The organism is Psychrobacter sp. JCM 18903, from assembly GCF_000586475.1.
GTDB lineage: Bacteria > Pseudomonadota > Gammaproteobacteria > Pseudomonadales > Moraxellaceae > Psychrobacter.
In genome coordinates this window covers 33647-51570 of the sequence record NZ_BAWJ01000021.1, presented here as the reverse complement: position 1 = coordinate 51570, position 17924 = coordinate 33647, and the positions used below count along the sequence as shown (strand labels likewise).

General features: G+C 43.6%; 15 protein-coding genes and 1 pseudogene. 5 read left to right on the top strand and 11 right to left on the bottom strand.

The window, feature by feature from the left end:
* Positions 1-142: 142 nt before the first annotated feature.
* Complete coding sequence (locus TT12_RS12865) at positions 143-982, top strand: hypothetical protein (protein ID WP_045455451.1); 840 nt, start codon at positions 143-145, stop codon at positions 980-982.
* 469 nt (positions 983-1451) lie between these two features.
* Positions 1452-1847: a hypothetical protein gene (locus TT12_RS12860; protein WP_045455449.1), complete on the top strand. Its 396-nt coding sequence runs from the start codon at positions 1452-1454 to the stop codon at positions 1845-1847.
* 162 nt (positions 1848-2009) lie between these two features.
* Here the strand turns inward: TT12_RS12860 and TT12_RS12855 are convergent, their stop codons facing one another.
* A complete protein-coding gene (locus TT12_RS12855; protein WP_045455447.1) occupies positions 2010-4556 on the bottom strand; it encodes a Tex family protein in 2547 nt (848 codons plus the stop codon).
* A 496-nt stretch (positions 4557-5052) separates the two neighbouring features.
* Here TT12_RS12855 and ompR point away from each other — a divergent pair, with 496 nt between their 5' ends.
* Both ompR and TT12_RS12845 read left to right on the top strand, forming a co-directional pair.
* Positions 5053-5811 carry an osmolarity response regulator transcription factor OmpR gene (gene ompR, locus TT12_RS12850; protein ID WP_045455445.1) on the top strand — a complete coding sequence of 253 codons (759 nt, stop codon included), beginning with the start codon at positions 5053-5055 and terminating at the stop codon, positions 5809-5811.
* Between the two features lie 121 nt (positions 5812-5932).
* A complete protein-coding gene (locus TT12_RS12845) occupies positions 5933-7186 on the top strand; it encodes a CobW family GTP-binding protein (RefSeq protein WP_201606024.1) in 1254 nt (417 codons plus the stop codon).
* A 61-nt stretch (positions 7187-7247) separates the two neighbouring features.
* On the opposite strand, the gene TT12_RS12840 is transcribed toward TT12_RS12845, so the two are convergent.
* From TT12_RS12840 to ubiG, 4 genes are all read right to left on the bottom strand, one after another.
* Positions 7248-7514: a DksA/TraR family C4-type zinc finger protein gene (locus TT12_RS12840; protein WP_045443167.1), complete on the bottom strand. Its 267-nt coding sequence runs from the start codon at positions 7512-7514 to the stop codon at positions 7248-7250.
* A gap of 161 nt (positions 7515-7675) precedes the next feature.
* On the bottom strand, positions 7676-8512 hold the full coding sequence (locus TT12_RS12835) for a YciK family oxidoreductase (RefSeq protein WP_045455462.1): 837 nt from the start codon (positions 8510-8512) through the stop codon (positions 7676-7678).
* A gap of 99 nt (positions 8513-8611) precedes the next feature.
* Positions 8612-9322 carry an HAD family hydrolase gene (locus tag TT12_RS12830; protein ID WP_045455441.1) on the bottom strand — a complete coding sequence of 237 codons (711 nt, stop codon included), beginning with the start codon at positions 9320-9322 and terminating at the stop codon, positions 8612-8614.
* Positions 9323-9397: 75 nt separating this feature from the next.
* Positions 9398-10237, bottom strand: a complete 840-nt coding sequence (gene ubiG, locus TT12_RS12825; RefSeq protein WP_045455439.1) for a bifunctional 2-polyprenyl-6-hydroxyphenol methylase/3-demethylubiquinol 3-O-methyltransferase UbiG — start codon at positions 10235-10237, stop codon at positions 9398-9400.
* A gap of 447 nt (positions 10238-10684) precedes the next feature.
* On the opposite strand from ubiG, the gene TT12_RS12820 reads away from it, so the two are divergent.
* Positions 10685-11305, top strand: a complete 621-nt coding sequence (locus TT12_RS12820; RefSeq protein WP_045443155.1) for a thiol:disulfide interchange protein DsbA/DsbL — start codon at positions 10685-10687, stop codon at positions 11303-11305.
* 200 nt (positions 11306-11505) lie between these two features.
* Here the strand turns inward: TT12_RS12820 and yjgA are convergent, their stop codons facing one another.
* The 6 genes and pseudogenes from yjgA to pcnB form a co-directional block, all read right to left on the bottom strand.
* The gene (yjgA, locus tag TT12_RS12815) at positions 11506-12024 is read right to left on the bottom strand and encodes a ribosome biogenesis factor YjgA (RefSeq protein ID WP_045443152.1); all 519 of its coding nucleotides are present in this window, start codon (positions 12022-12024) and stop codon (positions 11506-11508) included.
* 100 nt (positions 12025-12124) lie between these two features.
* A complete protein-coding gene (rapZ, locus tag TT12_RS12810; RefSeq protein WP_083475611.1) occupies positions 12125-13090 on the bottom strand; it encodes an RNase adapter RapZ in 966 nt (321 codons plus the stop codon).
* A gap of 42 nt (positions 13091-13132) precedes the next feature.
* Positions 13133-14041 carry a pantoate--beta-alanine ligase gene (gene panC / locus TT12_RS12805; protein WP_045455438.1) on the bottom strand — a complete coding sequence of 303 codons (909 nt, stop codon included), beginning with the start codon at positions 14039-14041 and terminating at the stop codon, positions 13133-13135.
* Between the two features lie 41 nt (positions 14042-14082).
* Positions 14083-14883 (bottom strand): 3-methyl-2-oxobutanoate hydroxymethyltransferase, encoded by an 801-nt coding sequence (gene panB / locus TT12_RS12800; protein ID WP_045455436.1) that lies wholly within the window; start codon positions 14881-14883, stop codon positions 14083-14085.
* Between the two features lie 149 nt (positions 14884-15032).
* Positions 15033-15553, bottom strand: a pseudogene (folK, locus tag TT12_RS12795) (2-amino-4-hydroxy-6-hydroxymethyldihydropteridine diphosphokinase).
* Positions 15546-17825: a polynucleotide adenylyltransferase PcnB gene (gene pcnB / locus TT12_RS12790; RefSeq protein ID WP_045455434.1), complete on the bottom strand. Its 2280-nt coding sequence runs from the start codon at positions 17823-17825 to the stop codon at positions 15546-15548. The pseudogene folK and the gene pcnB overlap by 8 nt, the downstream one beginning before the upstream one ends.
* Positions 17826-17924: the final 99 nt, after the last annotated feature.

Below are 17924 nucleotides of genomic sequence, written 5' to 3'. Positions count from 1 at the left end.
TTAAAATTTCATTTAGACTTTAAACGCGTCAGAGTAATTTTCTAGTGCAATAAAAATCATATTAATAAAAATTAATTTTTACTTGTTTATCATAAATTTGGAATAAACCAATAGACCCTCATCCAATTAAAAGGAAATAATAATGAAAATGAATGTTTTAACCGCTGCCGTGATGATATCCAGTCTTGCTATGTTTGCAAGCTCTGCTAACGCCGCTATGACTACCGATAGCCACGGCAATGTTGGCTATGACAGTTATGAGGAGTGTGTCACCGCTGTCAAAGATGGTTCGGCCAAATTTTATACCCCTTATACTTATCAAAACCCAAAGCGCCAAGCAGGTGAAGCGACTGTCAAAAAAATGCGTTTGTCTGAAGTAATGATTCCTCAAACAGTGGTCAATGCAAACAACTTAACAGCCAGTGATTACTCAGCAGGTGCTTGTGATTTAGGAGTTGGGCAGTCAAATGGTCGCTATGGTGTTTCGGGTGCATTGGTTGGGAAATACGTCCCTATCGCCGCTGATATGCCTGTCAACGTTTATATGGACAAGGCTGGCAATCCAGTACGTTTAAGCATGCAGCAGTGTGATAACCACTTCGGTGCCAAGTTTCCAACGCCTATTATGAGCGAAACAAAAGAAGCTACAGCACCAGAAGCACAACTCGCGATTATCGAAGATCGCCGTGTAGAGCCTGTCATCGTTGAAACCACACGTGTTATCCGCCCTACTAAATATAGTGTCAAAGAAGTCATCATCGTACCAAAAGATCAAATCAAGCGAGTAAACACAGCGTCAGGTACAGCCATTGCTATCGAAGACGAGGCTAATCGTACTGTAATCGTTGGTGAAGAAGCAGATGCGGATGTCATCGACAACACTGAAATTAATCAAACTTTCCCAGTCATTCGTGTTCCTAATAGCAGTACTCAACAACGCGTCGTTGATCCAAACACTGGCAAGTATATTGTTATTGAATAAGACTTTAATGAAATATAAACGAACAAAATTCGTTGAGACATCATTGGTGTAAGAATTAGAGATAGGAAAATTAGAGATGGGAAAGTAGAAAATAATGCTACTTTCCTATCTGACAATAACCATACAATAGTTGCACAAAGTCACCTGCTAACATCCGTCTGTTAGAATTTTAATCTATGGACTACTGAACTAACGCTTGTTTAATTGGTATTCTCCCCTTTAGATTTTTATCACTGATTTAGGTCAGCTTATAAAGCTCTTTATCCAAATCCATCATGATAGTCTCTTAATGGTTATCATGATTTTATTTTGTCTACTAATCAAATGTTAGATATATTAAATATATATATTTGAATTACTAAATGAATGTGTAATATGCAACGGCTATATACAGCAGTTAGCAACATAAGCGTCAAGTTTGAAATTCTTTAAACTGACATTATAAGATTGTAAATTAAGGAATTGATTAATGAAAAAAAGTACTCTATCTTTATCGCTACTGATTGGCGCTGCGCTCACTATCCCAAGTTTGGCGATGGCAGCACCTGCTGATACTGCGGCAGTAGATGTGCAAGCAGCGGCTACCGCCACCACACTTGAGATGGAAGGTGACAATACAAATAATGCCTCAGCAGACAATCAATCTAGCCCATTTCAGATTAGTGAGACACAGATTATCTCAAGAGCAAACGTTAACAACAGTGCTGAGCAACAGCCGATGACTACTGAGCTTCAAGCGGAGCAAGAAGCAATGGCTGCCGAACAAGAGGTGATTCAAGATTCTGAAGAAGCGATGCAAGAAGAAGACTCGTTAGACACACAAGAAGAATTACAAGAAGCTGAAGAAGCCACAGAAGAATTATAGAATACGATACAAATCCCGCTGTTAGCTGAAATCATTGAAAAGAGGTTATTCAGCGAGTTAGGTTTGAGCAGTTATCAGTGTTCATTAACAATTTCTATCTTTAGATACATTCCATAAAAAAGGCAGCCTAATGGCTGCCTTTTTTATCACTATTAACATTAACTATTTTTTGGTTTTAGTCACACCAGCTTCCTGTAACAGCGCCCCAAACGTACCCATTTTGCTAGGTGCTTCTGCTTTATCAGCTTGGCGCTTTGCTACGATCATTATTAGCATGGTCTTTATCCTGACGATTACCGCGAGATTTCGACGGGCGCTTATCAGCGCTGGACGGCTACTGTTTGGGCGTTTGCTATTTGCATGATCGCTACGTGGACGACTGACTTTCTCATCATTACCAGTACTTTCAGCCGATTTCGCTGCTGGGCGCGCAGGCTTTTCAGATTCTGGCTTCATACTAAAGCCAATACGACCACGTTTTTCATCGATAGAGATGACACGTACCGAAACGATATCACCTGGCTTAACCCGGTTCATCGGGTCAGCGACAAAGTCATTGGCCATTTGTGAGATATGTACCAAACCATCCTGATGGACGCCAACATCAACGAAACAACCGAAGGCTGTCACATTGGTCACCACGCCTTCAAGCTGCATACCTTCTACTAAGTCTTTAATACTGTTAACGTCTTCACGGAAGTTAGCAGTCTTAAACTCAGGACGTGGGTCGCGTGCTGGTTTGGCTAGCTCATCGATGATAGCAGTTACACTAATATTGTCATCATTAGCAGCCAGTGCAGTGGTATCTATCGTATTTAATATGCCGTCATTACCGATGACTTCTGGCAATGCTTTACCAGTTTGTGCCAATAAGCTATCGACCAGCGCATAGCTTTCTGGATGCACACCAGTGGCATCAAGGGGATTACTACCACCATGGATACGCAAGAAGCCTGCTGCTTGTTCAAAGGTCTTAGCGCCTAAGCGTGGAACGTTTTTTAATGATTCACGACTTTCAAAAGCACCATGCTCTTTACGATAGGTCACGATTTGCTGCGCGACGTTTTTATTCAAACCAGCGATATGTGCCAAGATAGCAGGGCTTGCAGTATTTACATCAACGCCAACCGCATTTACGCTATCTTGCGTGACTTTATCAAGACTATCTGCCAATTGCGTTTGGTTGACATCATGCTGATATTGACCAACGCCAATGGCTTTTGGATCAACCTTGACCAATTCTGATAAAGGGTCTTGCAAGCGACGGGCGATAGAAACCGCACCGCGTACAGAAACGTCTAAATTACCAAGCTCATCAGTGGCAAGCTCACTGGCTGAATAAACAGACGCACCTGACTCATTGACGATAACTGATTTGGCTTGTAATTCAGAGTTGGCAGCCAAAATTTCTTTAATCATCGCATCTGTTTCGCGGCTCGCCGTACCATTACCGATAGCCACCAAATCAACGTTGTAAGTGCTTAATAATTCATCGATGACTTTTTTGGCTTCATCCATTTTATTATCAGGGGCAAATGGATAAACGGTTGCGACGACAGGCTTGTCTTCGCTATCTAACATGACGTGACCTTGAGCATCGACGATGGCCATTTTTACGCCATGACGAATGCCAGGATCAACGCCTAAAATTACTTTGCGACCGGCAGGCGCTGACATTAATAAGTGCTGTAAATTATTGGCAAACACGTCAATCGCATCTGCTTCAGCAGTCAGACGTTTTTCTGTCAATAAACGGTGTTCAATATGCGGACGCCATTTGTCTTTCCACAAACTCGTCGCCGCTTCTGTCAAAAACTCTTGACGCTCGGCTGGAGCTTTTGTATCAAGCTCAAAATGCTTGATGATTTTTTCGATAAAGGGTGCGTCTTCGCCTTCGATTTTAAGTCCTAAGACGTTTTCTTGACGACCACGTAGCATCGCTAATAAACGATGATTCGGCAGACGCGCAAGGCTTTCGCTATGCTCGAAGTAATCTTTGAATTTCTCGCCGACTTCGCGTTTTTCCTCACTGGCAACGGCAGATACGATACTCGCCGTCTTGGCAAAGCCACTGCGCAAATTGTCTAGTAAACCCAATGCCTGCGTCCATTCATCAACGATGATGGCTTGTACACCAGCCAATTGCTTGGTGATATCGCTAAAATCAACCTCAATCTCATTACCACTATCATCGGTAATGCTAGATTGCACTTGATAGTCTGCTAATGCGTCAGTTGGCGTGACTTCTTGCATCAAGACGGCTTGCGCTGCCACATCAAGACCAGCAGCACGTGCTTTGGCGGCAGGAGAGCGGCGACGCGGGCGGTATGGCAAGTAAATATCTTCAAGCTCAAGTTTAGACGTCGCATTATCAATACGCGTCTGCAGCTCGTCAGTTAAATTACCCTGCGTGCTGAGCAGCTCAGTAATTTTGAGGCGACGGGTTGCTATATCGCGCTCATAATTGAGCGACTTCTCTAAAGCTCGCAATTGCGCATCGTCAAGATTCTGCGTCTTTTCTTTACGGTAACGGGCAATAAATGGAACGGTCGCGCCTTCATCGTAAAGTTTGACAAACGCATTGACTTGAGCAGTCTTAATGCCAAGCGCGCGAGCAAGCTTGTCGTGAATATTCGCGTGTGTGGTTGCATCCAAAACCTGTGCATTTGTCGAGGTTTGAGATGGCGTTAAGGTATCAGTGCTACTCATAGACGTATCAATCGTTGAGAAATGTAGTTTTGCATTATAGCAAAAGCTGCATGAATAAAAATCCTTTTTATCTTTTCGTTATTTATCGCTGGTTTTACGGCGAAAATCGTCTCATATCATAGGTTCTGTCGCTTTGTTAAACAAACGCATACAGCATTTGTCCTGATGGGTGATGCAATTAGTGGTGCAATCTTATACACTAAAGTATCCAAGGCGCAAATATTGGTACGCGCTGACGCATTGAACAATAGTATTCAAATTTATGATGGATTGAGACGGACCTTTACTTTTGACCACTCATTGAATAAAGACAGTTTTTTTGTATAGTCGATTCAAGATAATTTAGCGATGAGGACAGCACGTTAAAATACTATAAATAGTAGACTCAACGAACCTGACACCGTATTTTCTTTATATCATTTTAACTATATAACCTTTAGCCTTGACTGTTAACGATAATTTCTACTAATAATAATTTTTATAAGAGGATGCCTGTATGTCTGAAAATAACAGCCCTGATACCTTAACTCAACGAATTTTAGTCGTTGATGACGATGCACGCTTGCGCTCTTTATTACAGCGCTTTCTAGAAGACGACGGTTTTGTCGTTCGTACCGCTCATGATGGTAGTCAAATGGACAAACTGTTGCAGCGTGAGCTTTTCTCGTTGGTGGTACTCGATTTGATGCTACCAGGCGAAGACGGCATCAGTATCTGTAAGCGTCTACGCGAAGACAATGGTGACATTCCTATCATTATGCTGACAGCCAAAGGTGGGGATGCCGATCGTATCGCTGGTCTAGAAGCGGGTGCAGATGATTATCTGCCAAAACCCTTTAACCCCAAAGAGCTGTTGGCTCGTATTAAAGCGGTATTACGTCGTCAAAATCGCGAGCTGCCTGGCGCACCAAGCCATCAGCTTGAAGTGGTTGAGTTTGGACCTTGGACGCTTGATTTATCGACACGTACGCTTAAACGTGACGGCAATGTTGTTACTTTAACGACAGGTGAGTTTTCGGTGCTAAAAGCACTGGTGCAGCATCCACGTGAGCCGTTGACACGTGATAAATTGATGAACCTTGCGCGTGGTCGTGAATGGGGTGCGATGGAGCGTTCTATCGACGTACAGGTATCACGTTTGCGTCGTTTGATTGAAGACAACCCTTCACAAGCGCGTTACATCCAAACCGTTTGGGGTGTAGGCTACGTATTCGTTCCTGACGAAGCCGAAGTAGAAACCGTTAAAAGTGATTAACTGTTGACTAAGTGTGTCCTCATTTTGAAAATTTCGATTATCGATTGAATTGAGGACACACGCTAATATCATTTCCATTTAATATAGGCCGTGTTTGATTACTCACAAATACTGCTATATGATGAGTGTCTCTGTGAAAAAACCTATTATTTTTCAAAACATACCCTGCACCTTGGTGACAGGGTTTTTGGGTGCTGGTAAGACCACAGTGATTAATCAGCTGCTTGCTATCAAACCTGCCGATGAGCGCTGGGCATTGCTGATCAATGAATTTGGTCGTATCGGTATTGATGGTGCGCTGCTGGCAAGCGCGCAAGAGAGTAAGCCTGAGCAAGATAATATTGCGATACGCGAAGTCAGTGGTGGCTGTATTTGTTGTACCAGTCAGCTGCCATTACAAATTGCTATCAGTCGGCTACTTAGTGAGCATCATCCACAGCGGTTGCTCATCGAACCCACAGGGCTTGCTCATCCACGTGAGCTTATCATGCAGCTCAGTGCACCGCATTGGCAAACAGCGCTCAATATGCAAGCAGTAATAACGGTACTGAGTGGCGTGCAATGGCAGCAAGATAAATACCGTCATCATGACGGTTTTCAAGCGCATGTCCGTGATGCCGATGTGTTAGTCATTAATCGCTATGCTCAATTAAGCGATAGCGAAAAACAAGCACTGCAACAATGGATAGCCAAGCTCAATGCACAGGTAAAAATTATTTGGGCAGCATCTGAGCAGATATCTCATGATACAAATGACTCATCCAATATTCTTTTATCAGAATCAAGCGTGTCAGAGTTGAAAACGCAGCTAACCAAGCCCAGTCAGGTTATCTCGAAACAACGCACAGTCAATATTGTTCACCCTCAAAAATCGACTACTAGCTTGCAACCGCAGAGTAAGGCCCTATCGATATCGACCACCTTGCCATCCGACGCTTTTACAAACAAAGATAATGCGCAGACCGACACAGATATTGAGCTACCTTATCGTTATCATGAAAAACAGCAAGAGTTACAGTTGGCGGGTTGGCGACTGCCAGCGCACTACATATTAAAAGCGGATGAGTTACAGAGCTGGTTATTAACGCTACCGAACTGGCAACGTATCAAAGGTGTGGTGCATACGTCTGATGGCTGGCTACAAATCAATTTTACCCCTGACAGCTTAACCACCAGTACGGTCAGCGCACAAGTTGATAGTCGGCTAGAGATTATATTACAGTTGGAGGCAAATGCTAATAACGACAACGATACAGCGGTAGAAAGCGACCGCTCAGAAGAACAAGATAGGACAGCATTTTTATCTTCTATAGAGACGCTACCTTCTATCGATTGGGATACCTGCGACCGTAAACTAATGGCACTGGTTATATAGTAATAGACAAAAAAGGGCAGACATTGCTGTTCGATATAGCAATATCTGCCCTTTTTCTTTTTTAACGTAATTGACTGTCTTTACTACCTCGCCGGTTGAACAACTCAGCGGCTCTCGCCTCTTGTTCAAGTTCTGTCTGACAGCTGACGCAATGCTGAATACCAGGCACTGCTAACCGCCGTGCTTCTGGAATAGGCTTGCCGCATTCATCACACATCTCGGCACTGATGCCAGTTGGCAACGCACGTCTTGCCCGCTCTAATGCATCATTTACCGTTGCATCCATTTGCTCATGCTCAGCACCATCTCTTGACCAACCACCTGCCATAACTTCATCCTATTTACGATAATCAGATATTACAAATCGCTTTAATAACAAATAGATGGGGTTGTTTATAATTAATTGCAACCTACTAGAGCATGCCTCAATCTGAAAGTATGCGAATAAATGCGCTAAGTAATGACATTTCCTAGCAAAAAATCACATGACTAATCTTTTGGCTGTAGCTCGACCACTTGCCCGCGTACCCCGATACTGGCATCACTCATCAGACAAACATAGCCTGCCATGATATCTTCAGGCGTTTTTAAGCTCATAGGACTCTCTCCTGGATAAGCATGGGCGCGCATATTGGTACGAGTGCCACCAGGATTGACACAGTTAAAACGTAAATTAGTCGTATTCTGCGTCTCTTGGGTAAAGATATCACTCATACCTTCTACGGCTTGCTTGGACAGCGCATAAGCACCCCAGAACGCGCGAGGATGTGTACCGACCGTGCTAGAGGTGAAAACAATAGAACCATTCTCAGCATCTTTAAGTAGTGGTAGCAGTGCTTGGGTGAGCATAAACGTCGAGGTAAAGTTCACCTTCATAACTTGTGCAAAAGTATCGACGTCATACATCTCAAGTGGGGTTAGCTGCCCAAGCATGCCCGCATTGTGCAAGATACCATCGAGCTGACCGACTTCTTTATTAATCAACCCCTCTAACTGCTGCATCTCAGCATAGGCTGCCCCTTCTAGATTCATCGGTAGCATGGCAGGCTGTTTGCCGCCAAGACTTTCAATCTCATCATAAACATATTCAAGCTTGCTGCTGGTACGTCCCAATAACAGGACTGTCGCTCCATAGCGAGCATAAGTCAGCGCGGCAACGCGGCCGATACCATCACCTGCACCTGTGACCAAAATAGTCTTACCGTCTAAACAATTATCAGATGGTACAAAGTTGCGAATATCGTTATGAGTTAAAGGTTGAGTTAGACTTTGAACGGTTTTTTGGTGGTCTTGCTGACTAGCTGACTGGTTAATATTGTCACTCATGGCATTGCTCACTGCTTATCGTTTAATAGTTGGGATGCTAAGTATTTATCGTATTTCTTTAAAAACATAGAGTGTGGCGGACTCGATTTATAATTTGATTTATAAATAGTCAAATTTACCAGATGAGAGCAACAGTTTATTTAATTGCTCAGGCGTATCAGTAATATAATCTGCGCCCCATTTCTTTAGGTTTTTTTGATCTTCAGGCGGGATATAACCGTAGGCAGCTAGAATCGTCGGCATGCCAGCGGCATTACCAGCTTCGATATCACGGATATGATCGCCAACATAAATAACGCTTTCAGCGGCGCCGCGAGGGATACCAAGCTTCTCTAACGCCGCATACATAGGCTCTGGGTCAGGTTTTGAGCGAGACACATCATCAGGACAGACCAAAGCAGAACAGCGCCCGTCTAACTGCATCTTGTCTAGTAACTTCTCTGCCAAATAACGCGGCTTGTTGGTCACAATACCCCATGGCACCCCTTTTTCTTCAAGAGCAGTCAACACGTCTTCTAATTCAGCGAACACACAACTATCGACGCATATCTCAGCTTCATAATCATCTAAAAACTGTTGGCGAAACTCCTGTAAAGCTTTTTCGCTAACCTCAATTTGATCGTTATGACGTAGCATCAACTGTACCATCGCTGAGGCACCAGCAGAAACTTGCTCGCGAATTTCTGTTTCAGGGGGTGCTTGCCAATCATTTTGGCGGCTCATTTTACCGATAATACGGACAAAATCAGCAGCCGTATCGATTAATGTCCCATCGAGATCAAATAAAACCGCTTTTACAAATTGGCTCATAGTGAATGCTCTTAATATAGATAAGGTGTTGAGTGAAATAGTATGGCATGAAAACAACCAAATACGGCATTCAGCTTAAGCCAGTGGCTTATGTACTGCCATCATGTAATTGACATCGACATTTTGAGCCAGCCAATAACGCTTGGTCAGCGGATTATAATGCAAGCCAATGATATCTTGACGTGTGAATCCAGCATCAATTGCCATTTTATCTAATTCGGCTGGCGTGATAAATTTGGCGTAGTCATGAGTGCCGCGATCGAGCAAGCGCAATACATATTCTGCCCCAACGATGGCAAATAGGTATGATTTAGGGTTTCGATTGATCGTCGATAGCACGCAAACACCGCCTGGTGCCAATAGCTCAAAACACGCCTGCACAATCGAGCTGGGATCAGGCACATGTTCGAGCATCTCCATGCAAGTCACCACATCGAACTGACCTGCATGAGTTTTGGCCAATTCTTCTACTGGGATATGCTGATAACGCAACGTCTCATGTAAAGCGCTTTGCTCTGCATGCAGCGCTGCCGCTTTTAGATTTTCGGTACCCAAATCAATCCCTGTCACATCCGCACCGCGACGTGCCATAGACTCTGACAAGATACCGCCGCCACAGCCGACATCGAGCACTTTTTTTCCAGCCAAGCCGGTTTCAGCCGTTTTATGAATGTCCGTATCAGCACTGTCATTTTGATAACTGCACTTGACGTTTTCTTCTATCCAATTTAAACGCAGTGGATTTATTTCATGCAAAGTCGCAAATGCACCCGTCTTACTCCACCATTCGCTTGCCAACTTATTAAACTTGTCGACTTCGCTAGGATCTACATTAATGGCGGTAGGCGTTGTATCATCAAGACTGCTGTTTGCTTGCTCATTCAAAGAAGGCGAGGAAGATGGAGCTGAGCTCATTGCATTTTTCCTTTATTGTCATTATCGTTATAATCATATACAGTGCACAATTATGTACCTAATATTAGCATGAGAGCGGCAGCTTTGTCGTGAGTACATCGTCACCGATTGTGAATGCTCTTAGCAAACGTTCATACTTTCTGTACCGTTTTTTAGATGATAGATGCCTCAAACAGCTTAAAATCTAAATAATAAAATGCTAAAAAATTCCAAAAAACGCGGTGAAATAAGCCTTAAATAATGGCTCACAGCTTTACAACCATTAGTTAAGAATCGGATTCACAAGCAACTATGTTTTACGTTATTATAGTCGATACGTCACTATAGTTCGATTATACTCGACGCTGTCTCGTTTGGGCACTTTAAAAACCTGTGCGCTATACCCAAAACCATACGATACTAAAACATTTCAACAAACCCTAAGTTTTCACACCTCAAGGATAAAGTATGAAACGTGTCATCACACTGACTGGTCTGGCCATGGCCATTGGACTTGCCACTATGGGCGCACAAGCTGCCGACTATGTCGCCGGAAAAGACTATCGCGTGCTAGACAATCCAGAAAAAATCAGCGGTGATGCTATCATTGTTCGTGAGTTTTTTTGGTATGGTTGCCCGCATTGTAACGTTCTTAACCCACATATGGAAAAATGGGCTAAAAACAAAGACAAAGACGTTGCCTTTTTCAAAACGCCAGCAGCGCTTAACCCTGTCTGGGAAGCCAACGCTCGTGGTTTCTATGCCGCTCAGCTGCTAGGGTTTGAAGACAAGACTCATGATGCGCTATTTGATGCCATTCACAAAGATGGTAAGAAAATCTTTGACCAATCATCATTAAGCAAATGGTATGCATCGAAAGGCGTTAATGAGAAGAAATTCAATAGCCTTTATAATTCATTCGCCGTTGGTACGAAAATTGGTCGTTCACAAGCAGGCGCTAAGCGTTATCAGCTCTCTGGTGTGCCAGCAGTCGTCGTGCAAGGCAAATACGTTGTAACTGGTGAAAGTGCTACTGTACCTAAAGTCGTTGACTATTTGGTTGACAAAGTACGTGCTGAAAAGAAATAAGTTAAGTACTAATATAAATTAAGTACCGTTATAAATTAGGGACTAGCATTTATCTATAAGTGTCATTTGTACCTAAATGCTCTTACCCATAAAAAAGCAATCACTTGATGATTGGCTTTTTTTATTTGCAGACTAAATTAATTTATAAGTGGAGATATTGTATAAATAGTGGTCAAAGTTATTTAGCCACTATCATCTTATTACTTTTCTTTTTTCAATTGCGACAAAATAGTGACTTCACGAATATAACTGGCTAAATCTGCTTTAGACTCTGCCATCAGCTCATCATCTTGGGTATGTTTGGCGTACTCAATCCATAACAGTAATTGATACATACTATTTTGTTCAGATGCTTGGTATTGTTTAACGAACTGCTTAAGCGTCCCTTCATCATTAATATTTAAACGCTCAAACCAACTTTCTATTTTTGAGACCTGCTCTTTAGGGAAAAACGCATCAAATAATGCTTTTACCAATTCGTGGCGGTTTTCTTCACTAATCAGCTTACCAACGCGCTTGGTTTGGCGAATACGAGCATTAGCGCTGGTGATATCGGCCAATGCCATGAGTTCTGCCATAAAATAGTCACTGGCTGGCAGATTTTTGAGTTGCTTTTTCGATAAGCTGGCAAGTGGTATCGACAACTTCTGCAAGCGCTCATGGGCCTTTTTGAGTTCAGTGCGCGAGACGCGCATATCCTGTTCTTTCCAGTCAATCATAAAAGCTTTCCAAAATAATAAATAATAAAATTAACAGGGGCATGTCCTCATTTTAAGAATAGTAATAAAAATGAAGATATGCCCCAGTGTTTACCAATAACTACCAACGATTTTTTTCACGATGTTTCGCCAGCACTTTTATACTTTGCGGCATAACATCGGCAAGACGACGTTGTAAATTATCGGTGATGAATACTGAACGATGCTTACCACCAGTACAGCCAATAGCCACTGTCACTGTATGGCGATTATTGTGTAAAAATTCGGGCAACCAACGGGTTAAAAACTTATCTATATCATCTGTCATCTCAGCCACTTCTGGATAGTCGGCAAAGAATGCAGCAACTTCCGTGTCTAGACCTGTCGAAGTACGCAATTCAGGGTTCCAATGCGGATTCGGTAAAATTCTTACATCAAAGACAAAATCTGCATCAATAGGACTGCCATATTTAAAGCCAAAAGACAGCAGATTAATCACAATCTGATTGTCCACGCCGACATGTTCACGCAAGCTGTCTTTCAATTGATGAATATTCAAATTGCTGGTATCAATTCTGATATCGGCATGACCTGCGATAGGCTCTAACAGCTCCACTTCTTTTTTAATCGCGGCAGGTAGATTAAAAGCAATATGCTTAGCATTATCACTATCGATATCCTGCGACATCAGCGGATGTACGCGGCGTGTCGCATTAAAACGTGCTATCAAAGTGCTTTCTTGCGCGGTCACATACACCACTTTGACCGCATGCGCCCCGTATGTTTTTTTTAGGGATGCATGCATCTCTGCAAAGTTGGATAGATCCGCTCGCGGTGTTCGAATATCAACACCAAGCGCAATACGACGAATCCCACTTTCATTGACCAATTTATGCGCAGCATCCGGCAATAAGGATAACGGTAAGTTATCAATAGAATAATATCCTAAATCTTCTAAGATATTTAATACTGAGGTTTTACCTGAGCCTGAACGCCCTGATACCACTAGGATACTGAGCTTATCGGTTGCTATTTTACACGCTGCCTGCTCAGATTGACTGTTATTTTCACCCTGACTCACATCCATGATTCACCCATTCTAGTCCATTGCATCCTGCAAATTACTATGTCACAACGATTGATCCACCGTCACCAATTGATTGTCTAACAAACGTGCACGTCCTAGCCAAGCAGCGACTAAAATCATCAAACTCTTATTTTCTGCATTAAAAGTTACAGTATTATTAGTGAGTGACTCTAGTGTATCGGTTTTAATGTCTAAATAATCAATAATGAAGCCAGCATCCGTAATATACTGATGCGTTTCTGCTAGCAACGACTGAACAGCTTGTTGGCTCTGTTCGCCTTTTTCTAACTGCTTTGCTAAATATTGTAGCGCTTGATGGATAACAGGTGCTACCTCACGTTCAGTGGCACTTAAATATTGGTTACGCGATGAGAGCGCCAAACCATCTGCAGCGCGGACAATAGGTGCCCCTATAATTTCAATGGGATAACTTAAATCACGTACCAATTGCTTAATAATCGCTAATTGTTGATAGTCTTTTTGTCCAAAAATAGCCATATCCGGTTGTACAATATTGAACAGTTTAGAGACGACAATACCAACACCGTCAAAATGCCCAGGGCGTGATTGACCACATAATTGAGTGGTAATAGCTCCCGCGAGAACGGAGGTCGGTGGCGGTAAGACTGGGTACATCTCGTCAATACTGGGCGCAAACACATAATCAGTATCGACCGTTGCTAGCTTAGCGACATCCTCATCAAGCGTGCGAGGATAACTATCAAAATCCTCTCCCGCGCCAAATTGAGTAGGGTTGACAAAAATACTAACCACCACGATATCAGCATATTGCTTGGCTATTTTTACTAATTCAAGATGACCGGCATGCAGATTGCCCATCGTTGGCACTAAAGCGATGCGCTGTGGGCCATCTTGATTGTCAGTTTTTTGTCCACGATAAGACTGTAAGGCCGTACGCAATGCGGAGATGTGATGATGAATGATTGGCATGGTTAACTATTCTTCTACTGATAATCGTAAAAACTAAAATGTTAGCTAAACTGGTGCTGCTCGGTTGGGAAGCTGCCTTCACGTACTGACTGCTGGTAAAGGGCAAATGCGCCTTCGATACTGTGCGCGCTATTACGCTCATCGGTCAAAAAGTCATGAATAAAGCGCGGGACACGGCCGTGTGCCATACCTAGCATGTCATGCATGACCAACACTTGACCATCCGTATCCGCACCAGCACCAATCCCAATAACTGGTACTGCGACGGCTTCCGTCACTGCTTTTGCAAGCTCAGCAGGTACGCACTCTAACACTAGCAGCGCAGCACCTGCCGCAACGACTGCTTTCGCATCAGCAAGCAATTTATCAGCCGCTTCGTCACCACGACCTTGGATTTTATAACCACCAAACACATTGACTGATTGCGGTGTTAATCCTAAATGCACACAAGTAGGCGTCCCTGCTTGCGCCAAAGTCGTGATTAAATCGCAAAGCTCACTACCGCCTTCAATCTTAATCACATGCGCGCCCGCCTGCATCAGCTGACGACTATTGGCAACCGCTTCTGGTAGGGTGACATAGCTCATGAATGGTAGGTCAGCCAAAATCAGCGCGTGTTTATTGCTACGGGCAATATTGGCTGTATGATAAGCCATATCATCGACCGTAACAGGCAACGTAGAATCATGACCCTGCACCACCATGCCCAAGCTATCACCGATTAAAATGGTATCAATCTCTGCTTTTTCCATCATGCGTGCGAACATCGAGTCATAGCACGTTAAGCAAGTGAACTTGGTGCCGTCTTTTTTAAACTTTTTTAAAGTAGATAACGTCGTCATATGATCCTCGATTAACCTTTAGTACCTTTTAGTACCTTTAGCTGTCTCTAGCTATTATTCTGATTGTGATCAAAAATTTTAGCAATCGTTTGGTATAGGTGATTTACCTTAAAAGAGGTGAACGCTGTCACTCTTTTATAATAGATTGGTTACAGTAGTTTTAAGCCTGTCCAATCTTTGCTAGGCGGATAGTCATCTATCGATTTGCCAGCAATGATAAGCGCTGGGGTTAACTCTCGCAGTGGTAATAAGACAAAATTACGCTCAAACAATCCAGCGTGCGGTACAGTTAATTGTGGCTCAGTGATTTGCGCCTCACCGTATAACAAAATATCGACATCCAACTACGCTCACCCCAACGCCGTATTCGTGCACGCTTAGCCTCTTTTTCTAACTGTTGACAGTAGGCAAGCAACTCAAAAGGCGGCAATATCGTCTCAAACCCAGCGACGGCATTAACAAAATCAGGCTGATCTTGCGGCCCCATAGGCGCTGAAGCGTAAAACGAAGAAACACGAACCGCACGTATTTGATTATGCTCTTGCATCGCTGCGATTGCCTGCTGCAAATGTTCTACTGGTGAACCCAAGTCGTTAGACAAATTGCTACCCAAACCTACGTAGCAGGTTACCCAATTCGCGTTGCCCGCATCATTAGTAATATTAGACATTGTCAGTACTAGGTTGGCGACGGCGACGTTTCGATGGGACAGGACCTTTATTGTCATTCACACTACTCATACCAACATTGCCGTTAGCAGCTTGGCTGGTTTTAACAGACTTTGCTTCTGTCGTTTTGGCTGGTTTTTTAGCGCTTGCAGGTGTCGTAACCTTCGTCACTTTTTCGCGCTCAACCGTTTTTTTAGCCGGAACATCTGTTTTATCAGTAGGCTGGGCTGCTGGCTTAGGTACTTTTTTTGCATACTTTGCTACAGCTTTAACGTCGTTGTTAGTCGTTACTTGCGTCTCTGTATTACTAGCAAGATTTATACTATCTACACTCGGCTGACGACGGCGACGCTTATGCGGTATCGGCTCATTATTCATACTGACGAGCGCTGGCGATCTTGCTACCGAGCGAGCCACAGATGAAGGCATAACCTCTGACTGTGTTGCTTTTGGCTGCTGAGCTTGATTTGAGCGATCAGGTTTACTGTCAGCCTTACTACTATAAGAGTTGGCATCAGAACTGATATCCTGATTTTTTAGCGCTTTCTCAGCCGATACACTCTTATGGACAGGTTTTTTCTGCGCAGCCCCTTGACGACTATCAGGTTTATCACCATTTGATAGCTGCTTCTGCAATGGTGGCACAACTTTTTCGTGCTCAATTACAAAGAGTGGTGCAGGCTTGGAATGATGGCGTTTATTTGCCGCTTGGTTACTGCTATTGGCAAGGGATAGCTGTCGTAACTGAGCAAGCTCATGGCTGTCTTGACTTACTTGCTGCGATTCATAGTGCTTGTTGTTATTGCCACCAGATTGCTTAACAGAGGCTGATTGACTGACAGCGCGGCGACGGCGTGCTGGAATATTTGACGGGTCATTTACCATATTCTGATCATTCCTACCCTGCTCAGCAGTATCATTGGCTTTGCTGTGCTTGGTATTTTTTTGATGAGATATTGAGTGATCGATGCTATTTGACTCTGAATTTTGACGATTACGCCCACGACCACGCTGCGCTTGTTGCCCTTTTTTATAGGCACCGAGACGAATATTTTCATCAAAATCATCAATGGCTTGCTGCTGCTCTCGTTCAGACAATGTCTGATAGGTCTGCCACCAATCGCCCATACCATTGGTCGACTCTGATAACGGATGCTCAGCGTCACCGCATTGCTCACGCAATAACAAAAAGTCAAAACCTGCGCGAAAGCGTGGATGCTCAGAGAGCTGGACGATTTGTTTGCTACGCGGGGCTGCAAGTCTTGGCTGCAATATCCAGATATCACGGATAAACTGCTCTGCAAATTTAGGAATCGCGGTCTTGATACGTTGACGATCAATCACTTTACCAGCGGCGTGCATTTGCGCTTCAGCAAACGGCATATTGCGCTTCTTGGCTTTTGCCAACTGATGCAGATAGTTTTCCCATAATAGCGCAGCATAAAAGAACGCCGGATTGATACTTTTGCCCGCAGCAATACGTTTGTCGGTATTAATAGCGACTTGATTGACCAGTGCACTTGGCTCAGATGGTGGGTAGATAATTAAGCTATCAATCGCCCCCGACTCAAACAATAGCGGCAATAATGGCACCAGATAACCACCAGTAAACATTTTTTGGGTTTCATCATAGAGACGATGCGGTGATATTTGCTCAAGCAATGCCCAATTGCCATCATGAAACTGATCGGCTAACTCGTCATCAAACTCAAAACCGAGCTTGGCTTTGAAACGTAAAGCACGCAACAAACGTACTGGATCTTCTTCGATACGCACTGGCGCATGGCCGAGCAGACGAATGATTTTATTATCAATGTCGTCAAGCGCACCGCAAAAATCATGAACCACACCTTTAAGCGGTTGATAATAAAGCGCATTAATAGAAAAATCACGACGAGAGAAGTCTTGTTTGATATCACCCCAAACATTATCACGCAGGATCATACCGTCTTGATTGGTATTAGCATCATTGGTTGGTGGACCACGGAAGGTAGCAACCTCAATCAACTCACGGCCTGAATACACGTGCGCCAACTGAAAGCGGCGACCGATAATGCGGCAGCGCTTTCCAAAGACATCTTTGATCTCATGCGGCTTGGCATCGGTGACAGCGTCAAAGTCTTTTGGACGTAAACCCAATAAGGTATCACGCACGCCGCCACCGACGATATAGGCATCAAACCCAGCTCGGTTTAAGGTGGCAATCACTTCAGTAATGGAATTGGGTAATTCAGATTTATTCAGTTCTAACTGCTTGGCGGCACGCTCGGCCATGCATCTACTCCTCGCCGGTATTCTTTAACCACCCCTGATGAACACAGCGTTTATCAGGCGGATGTACCTGCTAGTTTAACAAATTTTGCGCCTAGTAGG